The organism is Enterococcus ureasiticus, from assembly GCF_001730285.1.
In the GTDB taxonomy this organism is placed as follows: Bacteria; Bacillota; Bacilli; order Lactobacillales; family Enterococcaceae; genus Enterococcus_L; species Enterococcus_L ureasiticus.
This window is the reverse complement of record NZ_MIJZ01000001.1, coordinates 643,890-664,815: the sequence shown is the minus strand read 5'-3', so window position 1 is coordinate 664,815 and position 20,926 is coordinate 643,890. Positions and strand designations below refer to the sequence as shown.

General features: G+C 34.2%; 21 protein-coding genes. All 21 read left to right on the top strand.

The genetic code is table 11. The features are described from left to right. Positions 1-43 precede the first annotated feature (43 nt). The 21 genes from BCR21_RS03125 to BCR21_RS03025 all read left to right on the top strand — a co-directional run bounded on the left by BCR21_RS03125 (position 44) and on the right by BCR21_RS03025 (position 20,873). Positions 44-2,083 carry a hypothetical protein gene (locus BCR21_RS03125; RefSeq protein WP_069645050.1) on the top strand — a complete coding sequence of 680 codons (2,040 nt, stop codon included), beginning with the start codon at positions 44-46 and terminating at the stop codon, positions 2,081-2,083. A 200-nt stretch (positions 2,084-2,283) separates the two neighbouring features. Next, the gene (locus tag BCR21_RS03120) at positions 2,284-2,985 is read left to right on the top strand and encodes a DUF969 domain-containing protein (RefSeq protein WP_069645049.1); all 702 of its coding nucleotides are present in this window, start codon (positions 2,284-2,286) and stop codon (positions 2,983-2,985) included. Then, entirely contained in the window at positions 2,982-3,926 is a 945-nt protein-coding gene (locus BCR21_RS03115; RefSeq protein ID WP_069645048.1) for a DUF979 domain-containing protein, read from the top strand. Before BCR21_RS03120 ends, BCR21_RS03115 begins: the two co-directional genes overlap by 4 nt. A gap of 164 nt (positions 3,927-4,090) precedes the next feature. Continuing rightward, positions 4,091-4,735, top strand: coding sequence for a pyroglutamyl-peptidase I (pcp, locus tag BCR21_RS03110; RefSeq protein ID WP_069645047.1), 645 nt, complete (start codon positions 4,091-4,093; stop codon positions 4,733-4,735). Positions 4,736-4,908: 173 nt separating this feature from the next. Beyond that, on the top strand, positions 4,909-6,069 hold the full coding sequence (locus tag BCR21_RS03105; protein WP_069645046.1) for a hypothetical protein: 1,161 nt from the start codon (positions 4,909-4,911) through the stop codon (positions 6,067-6,069). A gap of 8 nt (positions 6,070-6,077) precedes the next feature. Beyond that, on the top strand, positions 6,078-6,695 hold the full coding sequence (locus BCR21_RS03100) for an MptD family putative ECF transporter S component (protein WP_069645045.1): 618 nt from the start codon (positions 6,078-6,080) through the stop codon (positions 6,693-6,695). Then, positions 6,670-7,365, top strand: coding sequence for an energy-coupling factor transporter transmembrane component T (locus tag BCR21_RS03095; protein ID WP_069645044.1), 696 nt, complete (start codon positions 6,670-6,672; stop codon positions 7,363-7,365). Before BCR21_RS03100 ends, BCR21_RS03095 begins: the two co-directional genes overlap by 26 nt. After that, the gene (locus tag BCR21_RS03090) at positions 7,365-8,792 is read left to right on the top strand and encodes an ABC transporter ATP-binding protein (protein WP_069645043.1); all 1,428 of its coding nucleotides are present in this window, start codon (positions 7,365-7,367) and stop codon (positions 8,790-8,792) included. The genes BCR21_RS03095 and BCR21_RS03090 overlap by 1 nt, the downstream gene beginning before the upstream one ends. Before the next feature lie 13 nt (positions 8,793-8,805). Further along, positions 8,806-9,144 carry an antibiotic biosynthesis monooxygenase gene (locus tag BCR21_RS03085; RefSeq protein WP_069645042.1) on the top strand — a complete coding sequence of 113 codons (339 nt, stop codon included), beginning with the start codon at positions 8,806-8,808 and terminating at the stop codon, positions 9,142-9,144. Positions 9,145-9,488: 344 nt separating this feature from the next. Next, on the top strand, positions 9,489-10,622 hold the full coding sequence (locus BCR21_RS03080; RefSeq protein ID WP_069645041.1) for a tyrosine-type recombinase/integrase: 1,134 nt from the start codon (positions 9,489-9,491) through the stop codon (positions 10,620-10,622). Between the two features lie 373 nt (positions 10,623-10,995). Then, positions 10,996-11,733 carry a winged helix-turn-helix domain-containing protein gene (locus BCR21_RS03075; protein ID WP_069645040.1) on the top strand — a complete coding sequence of 246 codons (738 nt, stop codon included), beginning with the start codon at positions 10,996-10,998 and terminating at the stop codon, positions 11,731-11,733. Positions 11,734-11,814: 81 nt separating this feature from the next. Beyond that, positions 11,815-14,235 carry a MucBP domain-containing protein gene (locus BCR21_RS03070; protein WP_069645039.1) on the top strand — a complete coding sequence of 807 codons (2,421 nt, stop codon included), beginning with the start codon at positions 11,815-11,817 and terminating at the stop codon, positions 14,233-14,235. Positions 14,236-14,248: 13 nt separating this feature from the next. After that, on the top strand, positions 14,249-14,602 hold the full coding sequence (locus tag BCR21_RS03065; protein WP_069645038.1) for an LPXTG cell wall anchor domain-containing protein: 354 nt from the start codon (positions 14,249-14,251) through the stop codon (positions 14,600-14,602). Further along, entirely contained in the window at positions 14,599-15,390 is a 792-nt protein-coding gene (locus tag BCR21_RS03060) for a WxL domain-containing protein (RefSeq protein WP_069645037.1), read from the top strand. Before BCR21_RS03065 ends, BCR21_RS03060 begins: the two co-directional genes overlap by 4 nt. 31 nt (positions 15,391-15,421) lie before the next feature. Further along, on the top strand, positions 15,422-16,240 hold the full coding sequence (locus BCR21_RS03055; RefSeq protein ID WP_069645036.1) for a WxL domain-containing protein: 819 nt from the start codon (positions 15,422-15,424) through the stop codon (positions 16,238-16,240). A gap of 101 nt (positions 16,241-16,341) precedes the next feature. Continuing rightward, on the top strand, positions 16,342-17,409 hold the full coding sequence (locus tag BCR21_RS03050; protein ID WP_069645035.1) for a WxLIP family cell surface protein: 1,068 nt from the start codon (positions 16,342-16,344) through the stop codon (positions 17,407-17,409). 23 nt (positions 17,410-17,432) lie between these two features. Next, a complete protein-coding gene (locus BCR21_RS03045; RefSeq protein ID WP_069645034.1) occupies positions 17,433-18,095 on the top strand; it encodes a hypothetical protein in 663 nt (220 codons plus the stop codon). A gap of 26 nt (positions 18,096-18,121) precedes the next feature. After that, on the top strand, positions 18,122-18,301 hold the full coding sequence (locus BCR21_RS03040; protein ID WP_069645033.1) for a hypothetical protein: 180 nt from the start codon (positions 18,122-18,124) through the stop codon (positions 18,299-18,301). Beyond that, positions 18,298-18,846, top strand: a complete 549-nt coding sequence (gene lepB / locus BCR21_RS03035; protein ID WP_139125576.1) for a signal peptidase I — start codon at positions 18,298-18,300, stop codon at positions 18,844-18,846. The genes BCR21_RS03040 and lepB overlap by 4 nt, the downstream gene beginning before the upstream one ends. A 234-nt stretch (positions 18,847-19,080) precedes the next feature. After that, positions 19,081-19,431 carry a hypothetical protein gene (locus tag BCR21_RS03030; protein ID WP_069645031.1) on the top strand — a complete coding sequence of 117 codons (351 nt, stop codon included), beginning with the start codon at positions 19,081-19,083 and terminating at the stop codon, positions 19,429-19,431. 305 nt (positions 19,432-19,736) lie between these two features. Next, complete coding sequence (locus BCR21_RS03025; RefSeq protein WP_069645030.1) at positions 19,737-20,873, top strand: tyrosine-type recombinase/integrase; 1,137 nt, start codon at positions 19,737-19,739, stop codon at positions 20,871-20,873. Positions 20,874-20,926: the final 53 nt, after the last annotated feature.

The window sequence follows — 20,926 nt, the reverse complement described above, 5'->3', positions numbered from 1 at the left end:
ATAACTAAATGATTAGGGAGAACTGAGAAAGTGAGTTGGGGTTATGAATTGTTGGGAAATTTTGGAGTTAGAACCAACTTCAGATAAAAAGAAAGTCGAACAAGCATATGAAGCAAAGCTAAAGATGATCAATGTGGAGGAAGAACCACTCGCGTTTCAAAAATTAAAAGAAGCCTTTGATTCAGCGATTTTCTTATCAGGAACGCTTATTGAAAGCAATCGACCAGTGGAATTTAGTAAACCTTCAATTGAAACGGATACAGCTGTCGAATCAAATACTAAAGGGTGGCCAGTAGAAGAATCACAAGAGGTTCCATCTGAAAATGAAAAGCCAAAACAAGAAAATAATGTCATTGTTTTTAAGCAAGAATTAGCAACAGTTTACGAAAAAATGGATTTTTTTTCAGACGTAGAAAAATGGACACCGTTATTTTCAAATGAGTTGGAATGGACAAATGCTGAGTACGATGAGATAGCCGAAATAATACAAACGTTTTTACGATTAAACTATCGTGTACTATCAGGACAGATCATTGATTATTTAGACACTTTTTGTGACGTTGATTCTTTAGCTAAAGAACATAAAACTGATAATGATTTTCGTTATATTTGGACACAAATCAAACATGTGCCGCCGTTTTCATTTGATATTTATCAAGATATTTCCAAAGAAGAACGGATCGAGTATTTTACTAATCGCTATGAATTATTTCAAATAGTGGAGGGTGCTGTTCCAAATCAGAGCTCTTGGTCTGACCGATTGCATATGTGTAGGACACTCACTACAAAAGATTATGACGTGATCACTTTACAAATTTCCTATCTATTACTAAATGATTTTAGAATGGAACAGGATCAAACAGTCATTGAATTTAAAGGACTACTTAGTGAGGCCATTGCTTTAAAAAGAAATAAAACAAGTGCCTTTTTTAGTGCCTATTATGCATGGGTCAAACAAAAGGGCTCCACTAATGACGTGTTGATATATGATAAAAGTGAGTTGACAATACCTACAACAACGGTTAATTTACTAATGGGATATGTGTATTTCAAACTAAGACGTTACTCTCATGTAAAGGAATGCTGGGAAGAATTAAGCAAAAAGAACCCGACATTGTTTAGACCACAAGAATTAGCTATGCTGCAACCGATAGATGTAAAGCATGTTCCACAAAAAAATCAAAAGAGTATGTGGCGTTATGTAGGGGCTGTTTTCTTATTACTTATCGCTCTTTCTAAAATAAGTGGAATTGTTTCAAGAAATAACGAACGGAATTCGTATTCCTCACTATCTGATATCCAAAGCTCATTTAAAGAAGAAAATAATTTGGAGACCAATAATGTTACAGCTGATCTTTTGGAATTGAAAGAAAGTGAAAATCTTTATGAGCAGTTTATCTATTATTTTTACATTGACCGAGAAGATGAAGATCGAGCAAGTTTTATCGAAGCAAACACAGTCGGTCAAGCGAAAGAAATGGCTCAAAGCATGACAGTTTCTGAATTACCTGAAATAATGATCGATTCTAGATATGATTTTTATGCTTCACCAGATAATGTTGCCGGCTATGGTCCTGTGACCGCACTTACTCTTTTAGACGAAGAGAAGCCGTTCATTATCCTCCAAGAAGACAAAGAAGAAAGAATCTCTGCTATTTTTGGAGATGGCTGGGAAGTATTAGCTAAAGATAAATTCGAAGCATTATGGGCTGATATTCAAGTTCGACCAATGATGTCGCAAAAATTCTTTGTTGTGTATTATTTATTATCGGATGAACGCAATGAGAATTTAAAGGACAATCCAGAATATGCAACAGAAAATGTAAAAAAATTATTAGAGAAGAATCGTTCGATGCCGATAGCCAAAGAGTTTGAAGCCGGTACTTGGCAAATCAGTCAAGATGAAGAGGATAAACTATACACAATCATCAACGATAAAAATGATGAACATCGGTTTATTTTATCTTACGATGAGTATGGCCGTTTAGAGCATATTTATGGAGATGAATGGGAAACGATCGACGATACGAAGAAAAAAGCGATTTATGATAATGCCGAAGAAGAAAAAATTGGTGTTTATTGATTGTTTACTAAAGAGAACATAAAAAAGTTACGATTGAAAAGTTTAAATTTCAGTTGTAACTTTTTTTCTGAGTTAAAGTAGATGTTTTTTTAAAATGATTTTTATCGAAAAAATTAAAAATAAAACAAATTTTGTGTATAATAAAGAGGTTATTGATTTTCAAAATTTAATTAAAGTAAAAAAAGAAAGAAGTGTGAACAGTGGAAAATATTCTTAGTTTATTAGGCGTTTTGATCGTCATTGTCGGTTTTGCAATGAAACTAGATTCGATTTTGATTGTAATGATTGCCTTAGTTGTGACGGCACTCGTCGGAGGAATTGGTTTAGAAGGAATGTTCGAAATCCTAGGTACAAGTTTTGTCAGCAATCGAGGAATGGCCATTTTCATTATTATTATGTTGGCTACAGGAACTTTAGAAAGAAATGGTTTAAAAGAATCAGCAGCATCATTGATTCGCCGCTTTAAAAAAGTTTCCGCCGGGTTGATCATCGATATTTATGGCGTTTTTCGGATGATTTTTGCTGCATTCAATGTCAGTTTCGGTGGCGTTGCAGGATTTGTCCGTCCAATTATTTTACCAATGTCGATCGGAGCTGTTGAATCTCAAAATTTAGAGTTAAACAAAGATTACGAAGAAGAGCTCAAAGGAATGGCTTCGGCAATGGAAAATATTTGTTGGTTCTTTGGACAAGTATTATTTATCGGCGGTTCAGGGGGCTTGCTAGTTCAATCAACCTTAAAAGAATTAGGGTATGAAGTGACGTTAGTGCAATTGGCTGCTGTTGAAATTCCTGTGGCACTTGTGGCATTAGTTACAGCGAGCATTTATTTTTATACGAAAGACCGTCGTTTGATGAAAAAATATTACGGTGACATCGAGAAGAAAGGAGAACAAGCATGAGCTATTTTATGAATTCAGAAGTACTGCTTGGTGAGAAATTATTAGAAGTTTTATATATCCTGATGGGCTTGATTTTGATTTATACTGGTATTAAGAATTTATTTGATAAAAGTAATCCCCATCGTTACGGAACAAGTTACTTTTGGTGTGCATTAGGGATCGTGATTGCCGGTGGCCGTTTTATTCCAGCAATGATTAGTGGGATCTTGATTTTTTCTATGACGATTCCAGCAATCTTGAAAAAAGTCAGTAAAGGCAAAAGTAAGTTACCCTCTAAAGAGTATATGCAAAAAATGTCAGATAAGTTAGGGATGAAAATATTTGTCCCAGCATTAAGTATTGGTGTATTTGCTATTATCTTTGCTTTATTTACAAAACTTGGTGCGTTAGTTGGTGTTGGAGTCGGCGTTTTAGTAGCAATTTTGATTTTGATGTTTTATTCTAAAAATAATAAACCAACCACATTTTTAGATGATGCAGCGGATATGCTTGGAACGGTTGGACCTTTGAGTATGTTACCGATGCTTTTAGCTTCATTAGGAGCGGTCTTCACTAGTGCTGGTGTTGGGACGGTGATTTCGTCGGCAGTTGGAACGATCGTACCGCAAGGAAATGTTGCACTCGGTATTATCATCTATGCTTTCGGGATGATGTTATTTACGATTATTATGGGAAATGCTTTTGCAGCGATTACTGTAATGACGGTGGGAATCGGAGCTCCATTTGTTTTAGCTTATGGTGCAAATCCAGCATTGATCGGTATGTTGGCGTTGACTTGCGGGTATTGCGGCACGTTATTGACACCGATGGCTGCGAACTTTAATGTCGTTCCAGTCGCAATGTTAGAGATGAAAGATAAATATGGTGTTATTAAAAATCAATGGTTTATCGCGATCTTTATGTTTGTGTTCCAAGTCGTTTATATGATTTTATTTAAATAGTGATTCAGCTGCTTTGAAACATGCCAAGAAACACAATGACATTAGGAGTTGGTGTTGATTGTTTTAAGGGGACTGAAAGGCAATTCAGTTACTTGAAGTTGAAAAGTAGAAGATGAAGTAAAGCGAAACATTATTACCATTATATATTTGAGAGGAGATTTACAATGAAAGTTTTAGTCACAGGTTTTGATCCATTTGGTGGAGATTCTGTTAATCCAGCATATGAAGCAGTTAAAATGATTCCAGATGAAGTGGCAGGAGCCAAAGTAATCAAATTAGAAATACCAACAGTTTTTAAAGAAAGCGGCGAAGTTTTAGAAGCTGCAATCAAAGAATACAACCCTGATATCGTGATTTGTGTGGGACAAGCAGGTGGAAGAAGTGCCGTTTCATTTGAACGAGTAGCAATCAATTTAGCGGAAGCAAGAATTCCTGATAATAAAGGAAACCAGCCGATTGGATCAAAATTGGAAGAGGATGGGGAAACAGCTTATTTTACAACATTGCCAATCAAAGCAATGATGAAAAATGTGCAGGAGCATGGTTTACCAGCCTATATCTCTTATACAGCGGGTACTTTTGTCTGCAATGATATCATGTATCGCTTGTTATATATGATCGATAAAGAATTTTCAGGCGTGAAAGGTGGTTTCATCCACGTACCTTTTGAACCAACTCAAGTCATTGATCGTCCAGTAGGAACACCTTCAATGCCGATCCAAACAATTGCTGATTCACTGATCTATGCAATTGAAGCAGCTGTGACTACAGAAGTGGATATTGAAGAAAATACAGGAACGACACATTAGAATAAGTATTTATTAAAAACGGAAGAGTTTTGGACAAAAGAATTCCTATTGTCTAAAACTCTTCTATTTCGGCTATTAAATACAATGGATGATAAAAAGTGCAATCTACTGATAATGATTCTCATTATCATTCCGTTATGATATACTAAACCAATAAGGAAAGGCGTGATTCAATGAAAGAAGTACAATTAAATGGATTTTCAATCAGCTATGATACTATGCAAACAGAGCACTGTCCTATAATGCTTGATGAACAACTATATATCGAGAACAAGAAGCTACCCCGTTATTTTATTGGTGAAACAACAATGACATTTTTTGATTTTTACTATGCAGATAACTCAGATTTTCAAGAAACTGACTATCACTTATCAGAAAAATTTCAGCAAATTATCGGCAGATTTCCTCATACTAATCAAAAAAAAATTGCATTAAATGAGAGTGACAGCTATAGTATTAAACAAGTACCTGTTTACATCACAGTAAAAGACTATATTTTAGCTGAAAGTAAGCCAGAAGCATATGCAATGTTTAGAGAAAAACTAGCAACGATCGAGTCATTGACTCCTATTAATGAAGATGAGGCAGAATCAGTTTTTGGCTATAAAAGAAAACGTCTATTTTTAGATGGTACATACGGTTCTAGGGAATTACTTGAAAAAAATCAGGAACAAAATGTTCAAACCATTCAAGAAAAATTAGAATATGTGAACGAGATGTATTATTTTGCACATTATAGTTATGCGGCGATGGTTCAATTTTTACCTGAATACAACATTACGACCTATGATGAGTTTCATGAAGCCTATGGAAAGTTTGTCTATAGTTTTACAGTTACTAAAAAGGGGAAAACAATTCCACTTTTATGGCCGGATTACTTATATCACAAGCCAGAAAATCATTTAGAGTTCGGTCTTTTAGCAAATACGGAACAACCGAGGTATCAACTATTTGATCAATGGGAATTAGATGAGCCAATAATAATTGAGATTTTGGCTGATGGTTTTGAAGATGTTCGGTTTGAAACGACCTTAAAGAAACCAATGAATGTCCCACCGAAACTATCCCAATCGGAGTACACACTAGGCGAGATGATTTGTCTTTCAATTGATCCAGGGTTAGTCAAAGAGTTAGAGAAAAAAACGGCTGAATTTGAGTTATTCAAAACCAAAAAGACCTCAGAAAACGGTTATTCATTAGACTATGAATTGTTGGAAGATCAACTATTGATACCAAGTGCGCAATTTGAAAAGCTAGGTCGTTATCAGTTAAAAATTACGAGTGATGTATATGGTCAGCTATTATTTCTATTTACAATAAAACAAGAAGGGTAATAACAAGAATGAAAAAGTTAAAAATTCAAGATTTTATTTCAATTGGTATTTATACAGCCATTTATTTTTTAGTTGTAACGATTGCGATGGTTATTTTACGTTTTACTGTTCCAGCCTTTAACTCAATTCTTATTCCTAGTGCTACAGCACTTTTTGCAGGGATTGTTTATTTGTTGGTGATCCACCGTATTCCTCGTTTTGGGGCAATCACGATCATGGGTAGTGTGATGGGACTTTTCTTTTTAGTCTCTGGTCATTTTCCGTTATCATTTTTGCCGAATATTCTTTGTGCGCTAGCAGCGGATTTGATTCAGTATCGTACAGCATTATCTGAAAAATTACGAATAATGACTAGTTATACTGTGTTTAGTTTTGGTTTGATGGGACCAGTATTGCCGTTGTGGTTTATGAAAAATGCTTATATTGATTCGTTGGTAGCACGTGGCAAAGATGCAGTTTATATTGATAAAGTATTTGCACCAATCACGACGACGACCTTTTATGTCTGCGTTGTAGCTGTGATTATCTGCAGTATTTTAGGTATAATTATAGGACAAAAAATTTATGAGAAACATTTTGATAAAGCTAAAGGAAAAAATTATGGAAAAAACATACGTAGCGTTTGATCCCAGAAGTAAACTTTGTACGATTTTATTTGCTAGTTTTTTGTTGATGTTTCCTTTACCATTTAAGGCAGAAATTTTATTTGTTACGCTATTGTATGGATTATTTATTTTAAATGGCAGCCTAAAAAAAGGTACGATTTTTTATGGTATTTTTTGGTTACTTGTTTTAGGAGATTATTTATTGTTTCCTTATATCGATAATAGTTTTGCAGCGTTCTTCGATTTTCTATTTGTAGGGAATCGTCGGATGTTGCCAACAATTATGGCAGCAGCTTTTGCCATGAACCGGACAAAAATCAGTGAGTGGATCGCAGCTTTAAAGAAGTGTCACGTGCCTTTTGGTTTGATTATCCCCTTAACGGTGCTGTTTCGATTTTTTCCTACACTTTTTCAAGATTTTAGAAGCATTCGCAATGCGATGAAATATCGTGGAATCGCTCTTTCAACGATTGATTTGTTCCTTCATCCATTTCAAACGATGGAGTATATTATTGTACCGATCTTAATGTCGGCAGAAAATACGTCGTTAGATTTATCATCGGCCGCATTGGTTCGTGGTTTAGGAAATCCCAAATTACATACCAGTGTTTACGAGATTCGTTTAAAGGTGCAAGATTATTTATTGATTGGTATTTTGATTCTTAGTGGTATCGTTGGGAGGTTGATTTAATGATTGATTTACATGACGTGACATTTGCTTATGAAGATCAGGAAACGATCATCCAACAAGTAGACTTACAAGTCAAAGCTGGTGAGTTTATCGTTCTATGTGGTAAAAGCGGCTGCGGCAAATCCACTCTGTTAAGAATCTTAAATGGGTTGATCCCTGAATTATATACTGGAGAATTAACGGGAGCAGGTTCTGTTTTAGACCAAGAATTGTTAACAAAAGAATTTAATGCGTATGTCCGTGATATTGGGGTTGTTTTTCAAAACCCCAAGACGCAATTTTTTACTAGCGATGTTTATTCGGAATTGGCATTTGCGATGGAAAATTATGGCGTACCAAGAGAAGAAATGATTGATCGAATCGATGAAATAACCAGCTTGTTCTCATTAGAAGAATTTTTAGAGCGGAGTATGTTCCATTTATCTGGTGGACAAAAACAATTGATTGCTTTTGCATCGGCCAGTATGTTGAAACACCGTTTGTTTTTATTAGATGAACCTTCAAGTAATTTGGATGAAGCAACGATCGAACAATTGAAAAACTATTTACAGGTCTTAAAAAATCAAGGGATGACGATTATTGTGTCTGAGCATCGCTTGTATTATTTGACAGATCTGGCGGATAGATATTTGGTCATGGACAAAGGGCATATCGTTGAAAGCTATACAAGTCATGAAATGAGAGCAAAATCTTCTTCAGAGATTCAGGCAATGGGATTACGATCTCTTCAGCAAACTTCCTTTAAGAAAATCGAAGAACCAGTTAAAACGGAAGAAAAATTAAGCTTAGCATGTGAGGGACTAGACTTTCATTATCGCAAACAACCATCAGTGTTGAAAATTCCCTCACTAACCTTGACAAGCTCTTACATCACCGGAATCATTGGCCGGAATGGTGCAGGAAAATCAACGTTTTCAAAACTTTTATCAGGATTAAGCAAGCCAAAAGAAGGCCTCATTAAGCTAAACCAACAAGTCATGCGTCCAAAAGAGTTGATTAAAGAAAGTTTTGTCGTGATGCAGGATGTTAACTTACAATTATTTTTTGAAACAGTTGAAAAAGAAATAAGCTTGAATGCAAAAAATACCAATGAATTTGATAAAATTGTTGCTATGCTGAATTTAGAGCCACTTTTATTACGTCATCCCCAAACTTTATCGGGCGGTGAAAAACAGCGTGTTGCAATTGCAAGTGCGTTATTATCAGGGAAAAAAATCATCATTTTTGACGAGCCGACAAGTGGTTTGGATTTGATGCATATGAAAGAAGTCAGCAACACGATACGCTGGCTACACCAAGAAAATATTTTAGTTTTAGTGATTACGCATGACAAAGAGTTTCTCAGCCAAACCTGTCAGCGAGTTCTTCATTTCGAAAAGGGAACTATTATTGAAGATTACTTTATTGAACCAACTACAAAAGAATAATGGAGGCAAAGATATGTATATTGTAACGAATACGATCCAAACAGAAACAGCCCACTCTCAAAAAATCATTCAACAATTCACAGCTGGGCATACCAAAGAAAGTATGGAAACGGTGGAAGGTTTCTTAAATTTTCAATTAATGCATCGTACCTTGCCTGACAATCCAGAAGTTACTGAATTAGTTGTTTTAAGTCGCTGGACGTCAAAAGAACATCAAAAAAATTGGGTGAAAAGCCAAGCGTTCAAAAAAATGCATCAAAGAAAAGAACCGAAACAAGACGATGAAAAGAATCAAAACAAGCGTCCAGGTATTATTTCTAGTACAATAGCTGAATATGAAGTATTGACATAAATAAAAAAAGTTTCTGCCGGAATTGATCCAGCAGAAACTTTTTTAGTATTTATATAATTTGAAAATCCGTAAATTATTTCCTCATTGTTGTACAAAGAAGAAGATTAGTTGTTTTACTTAACTAACTATTAGTTTAATTGTAAAAATATAAGAAGTCAACAGGATTTTATTTTGATTTTCCTCATTTTTTTTAAAAACAATGGAAAAAAATGAGAATTTATTTGGAAAACGAATGATTATGAGATGAATCTAGCAGTTTTCACAGCGAAATCTATTTTTAATGAGGTTTTTTATTAGCCGTCAAAAAAATGGTCAAATAAAAATGAACAAAGGAATGAATTACAATGGCTAAAAAAGGAGAAAATATTTATAAAAGAAAAGATGGCAGATGGGAGGGACGTTATATCAAAGGAAGAAACAAAACGGGTTCGATAAAATATGGTTATGTATATGCTAAAAAATATAAAGAAGTGAAAACAAAGTTAATTGTTGTAAAAGCAGGACTAATTGAAAGAGGAGACAAAGAAGTGAAAGAAGAATTAGTGAAAGAGTGGTGCGATTTTTGGCTGGAAAGTGAAGTGAAACCAGTAGTCAAAAGTTCTACATATGCCCAATATCATTGGTTATGCAGTACTTACATAGTTCCATATTTTAAAAATTGCTACCTACATAATCTGGCAACTGAGGATATTCAAAAATTTATTATCACATTAGAGAAACAAGATTTGGCTTCTGGAACTATACGAAATATTTTTACGCTACTGAAAAAGATGTTGATTTCCGCAAAAAAACAGCAACTGCTATTTGGAAGTCCTTATAAACAAATTCGCTTACCGCACAAACAAAAGAAAACAATCGCTGCTTTATCTAGAGGGGATCAGCGACGATTAGAGGCAGTCGCTTTAAATGAAACTGGGTGTTCACCAATTATTTTATCTCTGTATTTAGGATTACGGATTGGCGAAATTAGTGGATTAAAGTGGTCAGATATTGATTTTAACAATGAAGTCGTTTATATACAGCGAACTGTTTCACGAGTAAAAACATCATTTAAAACAGAAAATAAAACAAATATAATTATAAGTTCACCAAAAACTGAACAGTCCTATAGACTAGTACCATTATCAAAAAAAATAGTCTATTACTTATTAGATAAAAAAAAACATAGCCAAAGTGACTATGTTGTTACGTGTAAAAATAATTTAGCTGAACCTAGAGTTATTCGCTATCGATTTAAAAGTTCAGTTAAAAAAGCTGGGATTTCAGATACGCATTTTCATATTCTACGTCATACTTTCGCAACTAGATGTATTGAAATGGGAACGGATATCACTAGCCTAAGTAAATTATTAGGGCATACATCTGTTAAAATGACACTAGATATTTACACGGATTCTATGCTGGAAAGCCGTAAAAGTATTGTTCAAAAATTGGATCAACTAATGATCAATAAACACGAAAATTCGTCAGCAAGCTAATAATAAGAGCAACAGTTTAAGAAATAATAGTTTATATGAACCTTAAATCCTTAAATTTTACATTTTGTTGCTTCTTCTTTTAGAGGGTAAAACAACGCTTATTGAGTGTTGTTTTACCCTCTTTTTTGTATATAAATGTTCTTTAAAATTATTATAAGCCGTCATTGAACCGTCAAAAAACATTTTAATGTCAATAAGAATGGTGTTTAACACTTTTTTTCTTCTTTGTACAACAATGAGGAAACTTTTTATCTTATTAATACCCATCAATTTAATTGAGTATAACATAGTAAGAAGTTTAAAAAAAATAATAGAATCGTTTAAAAAAATAAATATCTATCAACAAAATAGATGTAAAAAGGAAGGACAGTCAATGTATAACATAGGAGTTACTTCATTTTCAGGAACACTTTCCAAAGAGTATTTGAAAAAAATCAGTGAAATTGGCCATACAAAACTAATCAATCAAGAAAATATTCAGCTAACAATTCAAGAAGTCGATTGTATTATCGTTCCGGATAACAGTGACGATGATAATGCGATGACTCGAACATTAAATACAATTATGGAAATAAAAGAGAGAACAAATAAATTAATTTGGGTCTTAACACACGACAAAAATAGTGTAAAAAATATAATTTTTTTAAAATTAGGTGTGGATGGCGTTATACCGGCAAACAATTTTCCAGAAGAATTTACATTAGTAATGAAAAATGCTTTGTATCGTCAGCAAAATGATTTCAATAAAACAATTTATAATCAAAAAAAAATAGATGATCATTCAGATCCATATATGGAATTTGCAGACAAAACGAATGATGTCCATAAAGTCGAACTTTATCCGAGTAATCTAAGCATTGTTTTAGATGGGGAAAAAGAAGTTAATTTAACACGTCTTGAGTATCGAACTTTTGAAATGTTATACCAAAAAAGAAATAAAGTTGTTTCATATGAAGAAATCTATGATTTTGTCTGGAAATCATCTATTGACAATCAGCAATATCGAGTTGCAAACATAATCTTTCATATAAGAAGAAAACTAAAAGCGACCTCAGACAATGGCAACCTCATAAAAACAGTTCGTTCTATTGGGTATCGTCTAACCTGTTAATTTTTGACAAAGCACAAGTAGCCACTTGCTTGCGTTGAGGACCGTGAGCAAGGAAATTAGGTTTAGAAAGGAGTTGAAAAAATGAAAAATAGGAAAAAATCTTATTCTTTGGGAATGGCTGGACTAGTGTTATTGCTTGGAAGTTTATTCTATATGAAAAGCTCTTCAATCAAAGCTTCTGATACTGAAACCAATAAGATGGTATTAGAACAAACAACAAATCAAATTCAAGCATCTTCAGAAAATGAATTATATTTTACATTAAATGTAAAAGACTCTGATAAAGATCAACCAATTGTATTAGATTATTCTAAAGGTGTTTCTTTTGATAAAGACAAAATACTTGAGCTGAACAAAGAAAAAATGTCCTTTATTCAAGTTGACAATGATAAAACGCAAATGAAGCTAACCCTAAAAAAAGAGGCTCAAGAAACAACGCTATATTTCAAAGGGACAAGTGATTCTAAAGAAGTACTTTCAATTCAAGCGTCTTCAGATCAGGACCAGTCCAATCAGTTGTTGATTGAAAAGAATGTTGCTACATCTACTGAAGCGTCAACAGTTCAGTCAGAGGAACAACAACAGGCTCGTACTGATATTTCTACGCCATACTCTGATGAATGGACGGAGATAACGAAATCCGAAGAAGCGTCAATCTCAGCAGGTGTTGGAAAAGAACTGCGTTATGGCTTTGGACCTACAGAGGCATTAGGGACCACCAATATTTCTGGAAATAGACAAAAACAATTTGCAATTCCAAATGTAACTTTTATGAATGAGGGGAACCGAGTTCAGCATATTTATCATAAGCCAAGTCGTTTAAGTAAGCCGGAAGAAGCGGGACAATCTTTATGGACTAGCTACGGATTGATTTATGCATACGGAAATAATACAAAGCCAACTATATTTAATACAGGAAGTCATATCACAAGTGAAGGCTATAAATATTACAAACGTATTTTACCAAATGGAATGACTGTTTATAAATTGACCTATAACACAGCGTTTGATTCAAAAAAATTCCATGTTGAGATCGTGATGACGGGTAAGACAACTGGTACAGTAAACGTTGAATATACTGTAACCAATACGGGGACAGGTAAAGAAACAGATTTTGTTATCGGTTCGATGATCGATACTGAATTAAATGAGGATGACCAAGTACCGATTTATGCGATTGGCGACAACAAAGGTGTCTATATTGAAAATACTAAAGATAAGATAAATAAGTATAAGCTTCAATATCTCTTTACAGGACCTGATCATGTCCAAAACTGGACAGGAAGACACTGGATTCAAGGAACAACAGAATTTTCCAGAGACCATTTTCTGAATTATTTCTTTAATTATGATGATTCAGGCTTCTCAGCTTTAAATTCATTGGGATACGAGGCTCAAAATTATCCTGCTGATCAATTAGTATATATGACTTCTGATATCAATAAGATGGATACAGCAATCTTCATGAAAAATCAGCCAATTTCTCTTGAAGCTAATGAAGGGACAAAAATGACCTATGATGTAACGATCGGGCTTCCAGGGAATCCGCCAGAAGTTTTCATTGATCAAAATGACCAAGACGTGCTTTTAGGAAATGCATTTGATGTCACGGGTCAATGGAGAGATTCTGAGAGTCCTTCTGTAGATTTATATTATACGGTCGATGATGGTCCAGCTGTTCATTTTGGTGAAAAAGTCGAAAACGATATGGCTAACCCAGGTAAAAAAATAGACTGGCAATTTACATTACCTAGTTCTGTGTTAACGCTCGGGAAAAAAGTGATCAAAGTATACGCGGTTGATAGTGAAGGACATACCTCGGAAGAAAAAATTCTGAATTTAACAATCAAAGCTGGCGTTGCAGATCTGATAGTCAAATTTGTCGATGAAGAAAATAATATAATCCACCCAGATATTAAGATATCTGGAAAAGTAGGTAGCCTGATTGATTTGACCAAAGAAAAAGCTGTGGTGAAAGCCATAAACGAGCAACTAGAAAAGAAATATGAAATCACTGATAAACCAATACCCGAAAATGCAATTGAAATCGTTGAAGAGGGTCGAACAGTGACTTATAAATTTAAAGGTCGAATCGTATTATCTGCACCAAAAGAAATCGACTTTGGTACCCAAATTATTAAAGCGCAAGAAACTGTGATTGAAGAACCCGTTAGAATCGATGGCGCTTTGGAAATTCAAGATAGTCGGGCTACTAAAAAAACATGGAAACTCAAAGCACGTATGAAACAAGAATTAACAAATAGTAATAGTGAAGTTGTAACGGGTGCTATCCGCTATATTTATAGCGGAAATGAAATTAAGTTGAATTCGGGAATGCAAGATGTTGCTGTAGGAAAGAATTCAGATGGCTCACCTAATAAAATTAGTGATAAATGGTCAGCAAAAGGGGACGGTTTTAAACTAAAAACTGAGGTTGGTGCGGTCAAAGAATCCGGTGTTTATACTGGGATTATTGAATGGGAATTATTTGAAGGACCTTAGAGGGGAGAAATGTATGAAAAAAAATAAACGATTCGTTTGTATTCTGACTATCTCTGTCTTAGGTCTTGCAAGTTTTTTTAATCCGATAAAGCATTTTGCAGCTGAAGGCGGTCAAGTTGGACATGAGGCTGTAATTGAGTTTTATCGTGATGAGCCGGATGAAAAAGAAAAAACGCCAAGTAGCACATCGAATCCAGTTAATGATGCAGAGGATACAACAGTCAAAAAGCCTGTTGGACGCTATCCACAAACAGGAGAAATCGTGAAAAAATCTTTGACACTCAGCGGTGTGATTCTTGCTTTCTCAATAGTATATGTGTACTTGAAAAAACAAAGAAAAGAGCGTAAAGGAGAGAACAAACCGTGAAAAAGACTTTAATATTTACATTTTGTTTCTCTGTGCTTCTTTTGACTACACCGGTCACAAAGGTCAAGGCAAATTCAATTACCCAAGAAGGGACGATTAGTTTTGATGCATCACTTATCCCGCCACAGGTAGTAGATCCAGAAAAGCCTATAAAGCCAATTGATCCAGGTCCAAGTCCATCAACAGAAGGATTTCTTAGAATTGATTTTGTTCCTAGACTAGACTTTGGTCGGCATAAATTATCAAAAAATGATCATTTCTATCAGGCGCGAGCGCAATTGTTTCACGATGATACTGGTCCAAGAGGAAATTTTGTTCAAATAACAGATAGCCGTTCTAGCGGAGCTGGTTGGACGTTACAAGTTCGGCAAGAAACGAACTTTATGATTCCAAAGAATGACGCTTCTCAACTGAAGGGTTCCTATATTTCATTAGATAAATCGTGGACAAATTCTTCAATGGACAAAAAGTACGCACCATCATTGGTAAATGACGTCATTAAAATCGATAAAATACAAACAACGTACGATCTAGCAAAAGCTGATAAAGGAAAAGGACAAGGAATCTGGAGTGTAGAATTTGGTGCTTCTGATGAAAATGAGAATGGCTTAGATTCAACTCTAACACCGCTGGTTGATGATACAGGTCAACCAGTCCTTGATCCAAACTTTGAAAATAAACAGGCTTATGAAAATAACGCAGTAACATTTTTTATTCCAGGATCATCTGACAGAGAACCTGGAAAATACCAAACGGTGCTAACTTGGATTTTATCTGAGTTACCATAAATATCAAAAGACTATCTAGGAGGAAACACAAATGAAAAAAAGAACATTATGTTCTATCGCATTACTAACAGTATTAGGAGCTAACGTATTATTACCAGCCGCAGCGAGCGCGGATAATGGAAAAGCGACTCAAGCAAATGGATCTGGAACAATTGATTATGTAGAAGATTCTGGTAAAAACCCAGACGTCGATCCAGAAGATCCAGAAAAACCAGTTGACCCACCGTATACGCCGAACCCAGATAACGGTCCATTAAAAATTGATGGTGTTTCAGCAATGAATTTCAAACAACAAAAAGCGGTTTTAACAGATGAAAATTATTTTGCTGAACAAGTAGAGATTACTCAAAATGATGGAACAAAAGAAAAAAGAGGGGTTTATTTACAGCTAACGGATAAACGCATTAACAAACGTTCGAAATGGGCTTTAAGAGCAAAAATGACACAACAATTTAAAGCGACTTCTGGAAATGTTTTAGATAATGCAACAATTAGTTTTAAAAATCCAATCGTAGAAACCGCAACGGATGCAACAACTAGTGCTCATGCAACGTTAGCCGCAACTGGTTCAGCATTTACATTAGATCAAACTGAAAATGTAGTAGATGTACTTGAAACGAAAAATGCTGCAGATGGTTTTGGTACGTACACAGTTGCCTTTGGTAACACAGTAGCATATAACACTGCTTCAGGAAAAGGAACAGCAGCAGATTCGACTGGTGTACCAAATAAAACAGATGCAAACAAAATTGAAAATGGGTCCGTTTCACTATTTGTTCCAGGTAAAACAGTGAAAACAAAAGAAGCGCATACCGCTATCGTTTTATGGGAATTAGCAGAAGTACTTTAAAATCAATGATTAATTAATACGAGAATATTTTATAAGACAAGCTCACTAATTTTAAGTGATTAGTGAGCGTGTTTTTGAATGGGAGGATTTATTTTACGCTTATGAAAAAATTTTTTCAACAGTCATTTATTACATTTTTTTTAATACTGTCCATTTTTTTTGTTCAAACACAAGTAAGCAATGCTACATCTGATCCTTCAGGAGCTGTTGGCTTTTTATACAAAACCAATCATCCAGAAAATCAGATTGATGATTCTGGGTACTTTAATTTAAAAATGACACCTGGTCAAAAGCAAAAAGTGTCAATCACACTAACCAATCTAGGTAAAAAAGAAGTAACAGTTGAGGTGAATTTAAACGGTGCTAGAACGAATTCAAATGGTGTTTTAGAATATGGAAAAACAAAGTTAGACAAAGATGCATCAATGAAATTTGATTTCACCGATATTGTAAAAGGACCGAAAGAAATTACATTACCTCCTGAATCAGATAAAGACCTAGAATTAGAAATAAATATGCCTGAAACTAGTTATGACGGTATTATTTTAGGCGGGATACAATTACAAAAAGTATCTGATGAAGAGGAAAAGAAAGAAAATACAGGAACAACAATCATCAATGAATATGCTTATACTATAGCAATGTTACTAAAAGAAAACGATACAAAAGTCGAACCCAAAATGGGGTATCTCAAAACGTATGGTACACAGCCAAATGGTCGAAATACAATTACCGTTGATTTAGCGAATCAAGCAACTGATTTATTAGAAGACCTCACAGTAGAGGTTCAAATCATGCCTGAAAAAAAAGATGAAGTTCTTTACGAATCTAAAAAAACAAAAATGAGAATGGCACCAAACAGTGTTTTAAATTATCCAGTCACCATGGAAGGTCAACCAATGGTTCCTGGGCAATATAGAGCCCATGTCACAGCAAATTCTGGCGATAAGAAATGGGAATGGACAGAGATGTTTACCATTACCAAAGAAGAAGCGGACAAATTTAATCGAGAAGACATCGGCATGGATCAAGAACGAGGAATTGATTTTAAATTAGTCGGTATGATTGTCGGAGGTGTCATCGGATTTTTCTTGATTATGTTCTTGATTATTCGTTTCGTAACAAATAAAAAAAGTAAAAAGAAAAAACGTATGTCTAAAAAAAGATAGGACGGGAAGTTGGAAGGAATAAAATGACACTATTAGATTGGATTGCAGTCATAAGTTTAGCGATAGCGATTATCTTTCTCCTTTTTATTTTCTTGCTCATGGTAGGAATTATAAAGGCCAATAAAGAGCAAAGAAAATTACGTTTGATCCGAACAAGAAATAAGCGTAAGCGAAAAGTAATTGCTAGGAAAAAGAGGCAGTTAAAAAAGAAAAAAAACAAGAGAATAATTGGAAGCTTCTTATGCTTACTTGTGACGGTTTTAGGCGCTACGACTTCAATGTACGCTATATATTATCAATCAACGAATCTAAGTCAAGAAGATAAAAAGGTGATTGTTTCAGGATACTACAATCTTCGTGATATTGAGGAACAATTGCAATTGGCTGAATCAGGTGAAGGAGATCGAGCTGAACAAAATTTAGATAATCTATCTCTACGATTAGCTGCATTTGCATTAAATAAAGCGGACTATCGTATCAACGGTGAAGGTCAAATTCGCATCAATCGTTATTATTCTTCAATGAAGGAGCTAGGAATCAATTTGTCGTCGCAATCAAAAGGATTTTATAAAGATGCCTCTTTATTAGAATCTTTTAGAGGAGATATTGAAAGAGTTAAGAAAAATGAACAAGCTGTTATCAAGCAATTTAAGATCAATGAAAAATCACTGGCAGAAAAAAAATGACAACAATAAAGCGGAGCTGAATGTTTATGGATAACCAAACACATCACTCAAATAAACGTAAAAGAAAACAAGAATCTTCAAGAAAAGATGTCGGAAAAAGCCAAAATAAACGTAAACAAAGAACGGTTAAAAAAAAAACAAAGTCAGGTCAAAAAAAGAATGTAGAAAAAAAGCTTCTTCAAAAAAAAGAAAAAAGAAAAAAATAACGCAGCTCTATTTAGAATTTGGTAGTTCGTTATTTATGACATGTGTTCTAATCTGGATCCTTTCCCTATTTTTGTTTACTTTCTCTAAAGTTGAGGGCTATAGTATGCTGCCGACGCTAGCAGAAAATGAGTTTGTTTACATCAACAAACAGGCAAGAATCAAGCGCTTTAGCTTAGTCTATTTTGAAACACCTGATCAACATGAAAAAGCAATCCGCCGTGTAATTGGATTGCCAGGTGAATCGATAGAATATAAATCAGATCAGTTATATGTAAACAATGAAGAAGTTGAAGAAACCTTTATTGATAAGGAAGAAACAGTAAAAGCGCAGAAAATGGACGCTCTTTTTACTGAAAACTTTAATACAGAAAATATAAAAAACGGTAGTCAAATAATTCCAAAAGGCTCTTACATGGTACTAGGTGACAATAGACCTTATTCGACAGATAGTCGCTATTATGGTTTCGTTTCTGAAAAGGATATCGTTGGAGTCGTTGAATTCAGAGTACTGCCCATACACTTGATAGAAAAATTAAATCGATAATCAATTTACGATAACCAAATTTTTTCTGTAAAAGACATAGAAGCTACAAAACAAATCAGAAGTCATTACATATGTTGGACTATTTTTATCACAAAGATAGCCACATATTTATAAAGACAGAACAGAGGGAATTCGTAAAGCTTAAAAACGAAAATCCTAGGTTTCGTTGAATTAACTTGATAATTTTGTCTTTTTAGCTAGTCGCTCAAAATAAAGTATAGGGAGATGTTGTATATGAAAAAAAAATTAGTCGTTATGGTTTCATTAGCTATGGGGTTATTCATTATGTTGGGATTCGGAGGTCAAAGTGCGGAGGCTACAGCTAAAACAACGTATTTTGAAAATGAGGCAAGTGTAACTTCAGTAACTAAAGAAACGAAGCATCTATTAAAAGGTGAAGTAACAGTTACAACAAAAAATGAAAATACTACGAAATATGCAAGAATTTATGTGGTACAAAACGGTAAAAGATACTATGATTGTTGTTCAAAATTAATTTCTTCTACACCCGAGTATGACTCTAAAGGGAATGAAACTGGAAATTATTTACATGTTTATAAATTCTGTGGTTGTAAAGTAAAATAAAATAGTGAAGTAAAATGAGCGACTTCTATTAAGACGATAATTATATATAGCATCAAGCCAAAAGGTTTTTGAATCTTTTGACTTGATGTTTTTTTGTCCCAAAAATTTAAGCGAGTTCTTGTATTAAATCTTAGATTTTAGATACATAGTAATAAGTCTGTGCGATTGAGTGGCACGAAAAATATTGATAAGTAGTACTCATAAGAAATGATATAAGGTATATTTATTATGGTCTATATTGTTTCATTTCAATGTAGTTAAAATACCTTTGTTGTGGATGAGGAGTAGCGGAAGAGGAGTATAGGATGACGAAAAAAGGAGAAAATATTTATAAGAGAAAAGATGGAAGATGGGAAGGACGGTATATTAAAAACAGGGATAGTCAGGGCAGAATAATTTATGGTTATACTTATGGCAAACGTTATTTAGATGTGAAATCAAAGCTAATTATTTTAAAAGCACAACATGTAGAATCAAATTTCCTCAATACTTTTTGTGGTAATCTTGAAACATGGACAATCTATTGGTTGTATCATTATAAGAAACATACCGTGAAGCAGTCTACTTTTTTTAATTATGAGTGGCTCATAAAAAAGTACATTCTTCCTTATATTGGAGAGAAAAAATTATCCAAACTAACAAGTGACGATATTAGAATGTATAAGGAAGATTTAGAAAAATTGGAATTGTCACATGGGACAACCAGCAATGTCTTTATTTTATTGAAAACGTTGTTTGAAGAAGCCGAAAATCAACAAATAATATCATCTAATCCTTGTAGATCTATTCAGTTGTCCAGAAAAAAAAGTAAGAAAAGGCCACCAGTTGCTTTAACGATGAGCGAGCAAAAAAAATTAGAGCATGTTGCTTTCAAGGAAAAAGGGTGCTCTGCAATTATTTTAGCCTTGTACTCAGGTCTTCGAATTGGAGAAATAAGTGGATTAAAATGGTCTGATGTCGATTTTGAAAATAACACTATTTGTGTTAGCCGAACGATTTTTAGAGTAAATAGTCAGACGAACGAAGGGAATAAAACAGAGGTGTTGATTGGCAACCCTAAAACGGATCAATCCTACAGAGTTGTCCCACTAGCAGAAAATTTGAAACAATACTTACTTACTAAAAAAGCGATATCATGCTCTAATCATGTCATCTCATGTAAAAATAAAATGACCGAGCCTAGAGTGATTCGATATCGTTTTAAAAAAGTTGTAGAAGAAGCTGGAATAAGAAATATTCATTTCCATTCTTTGCGCCATACTTTTGCAACGAGATGTTTAGAAAATCGAGTAGACATATCAAGTCTTAGTAAACTATTAGGACATAACTCAGCAAAAATGACCTTAGATACCTATGCGGATTCATTGTTTGAAAGTCGACGAAAAGCGATGTACAAAATCGATCAATTGATGACTGAAACAGCATCGTATGACTATGAATAGCTGAGATTATTAATAATGAAAATATTTTTACAAATTGTTATTGATAAAAAATA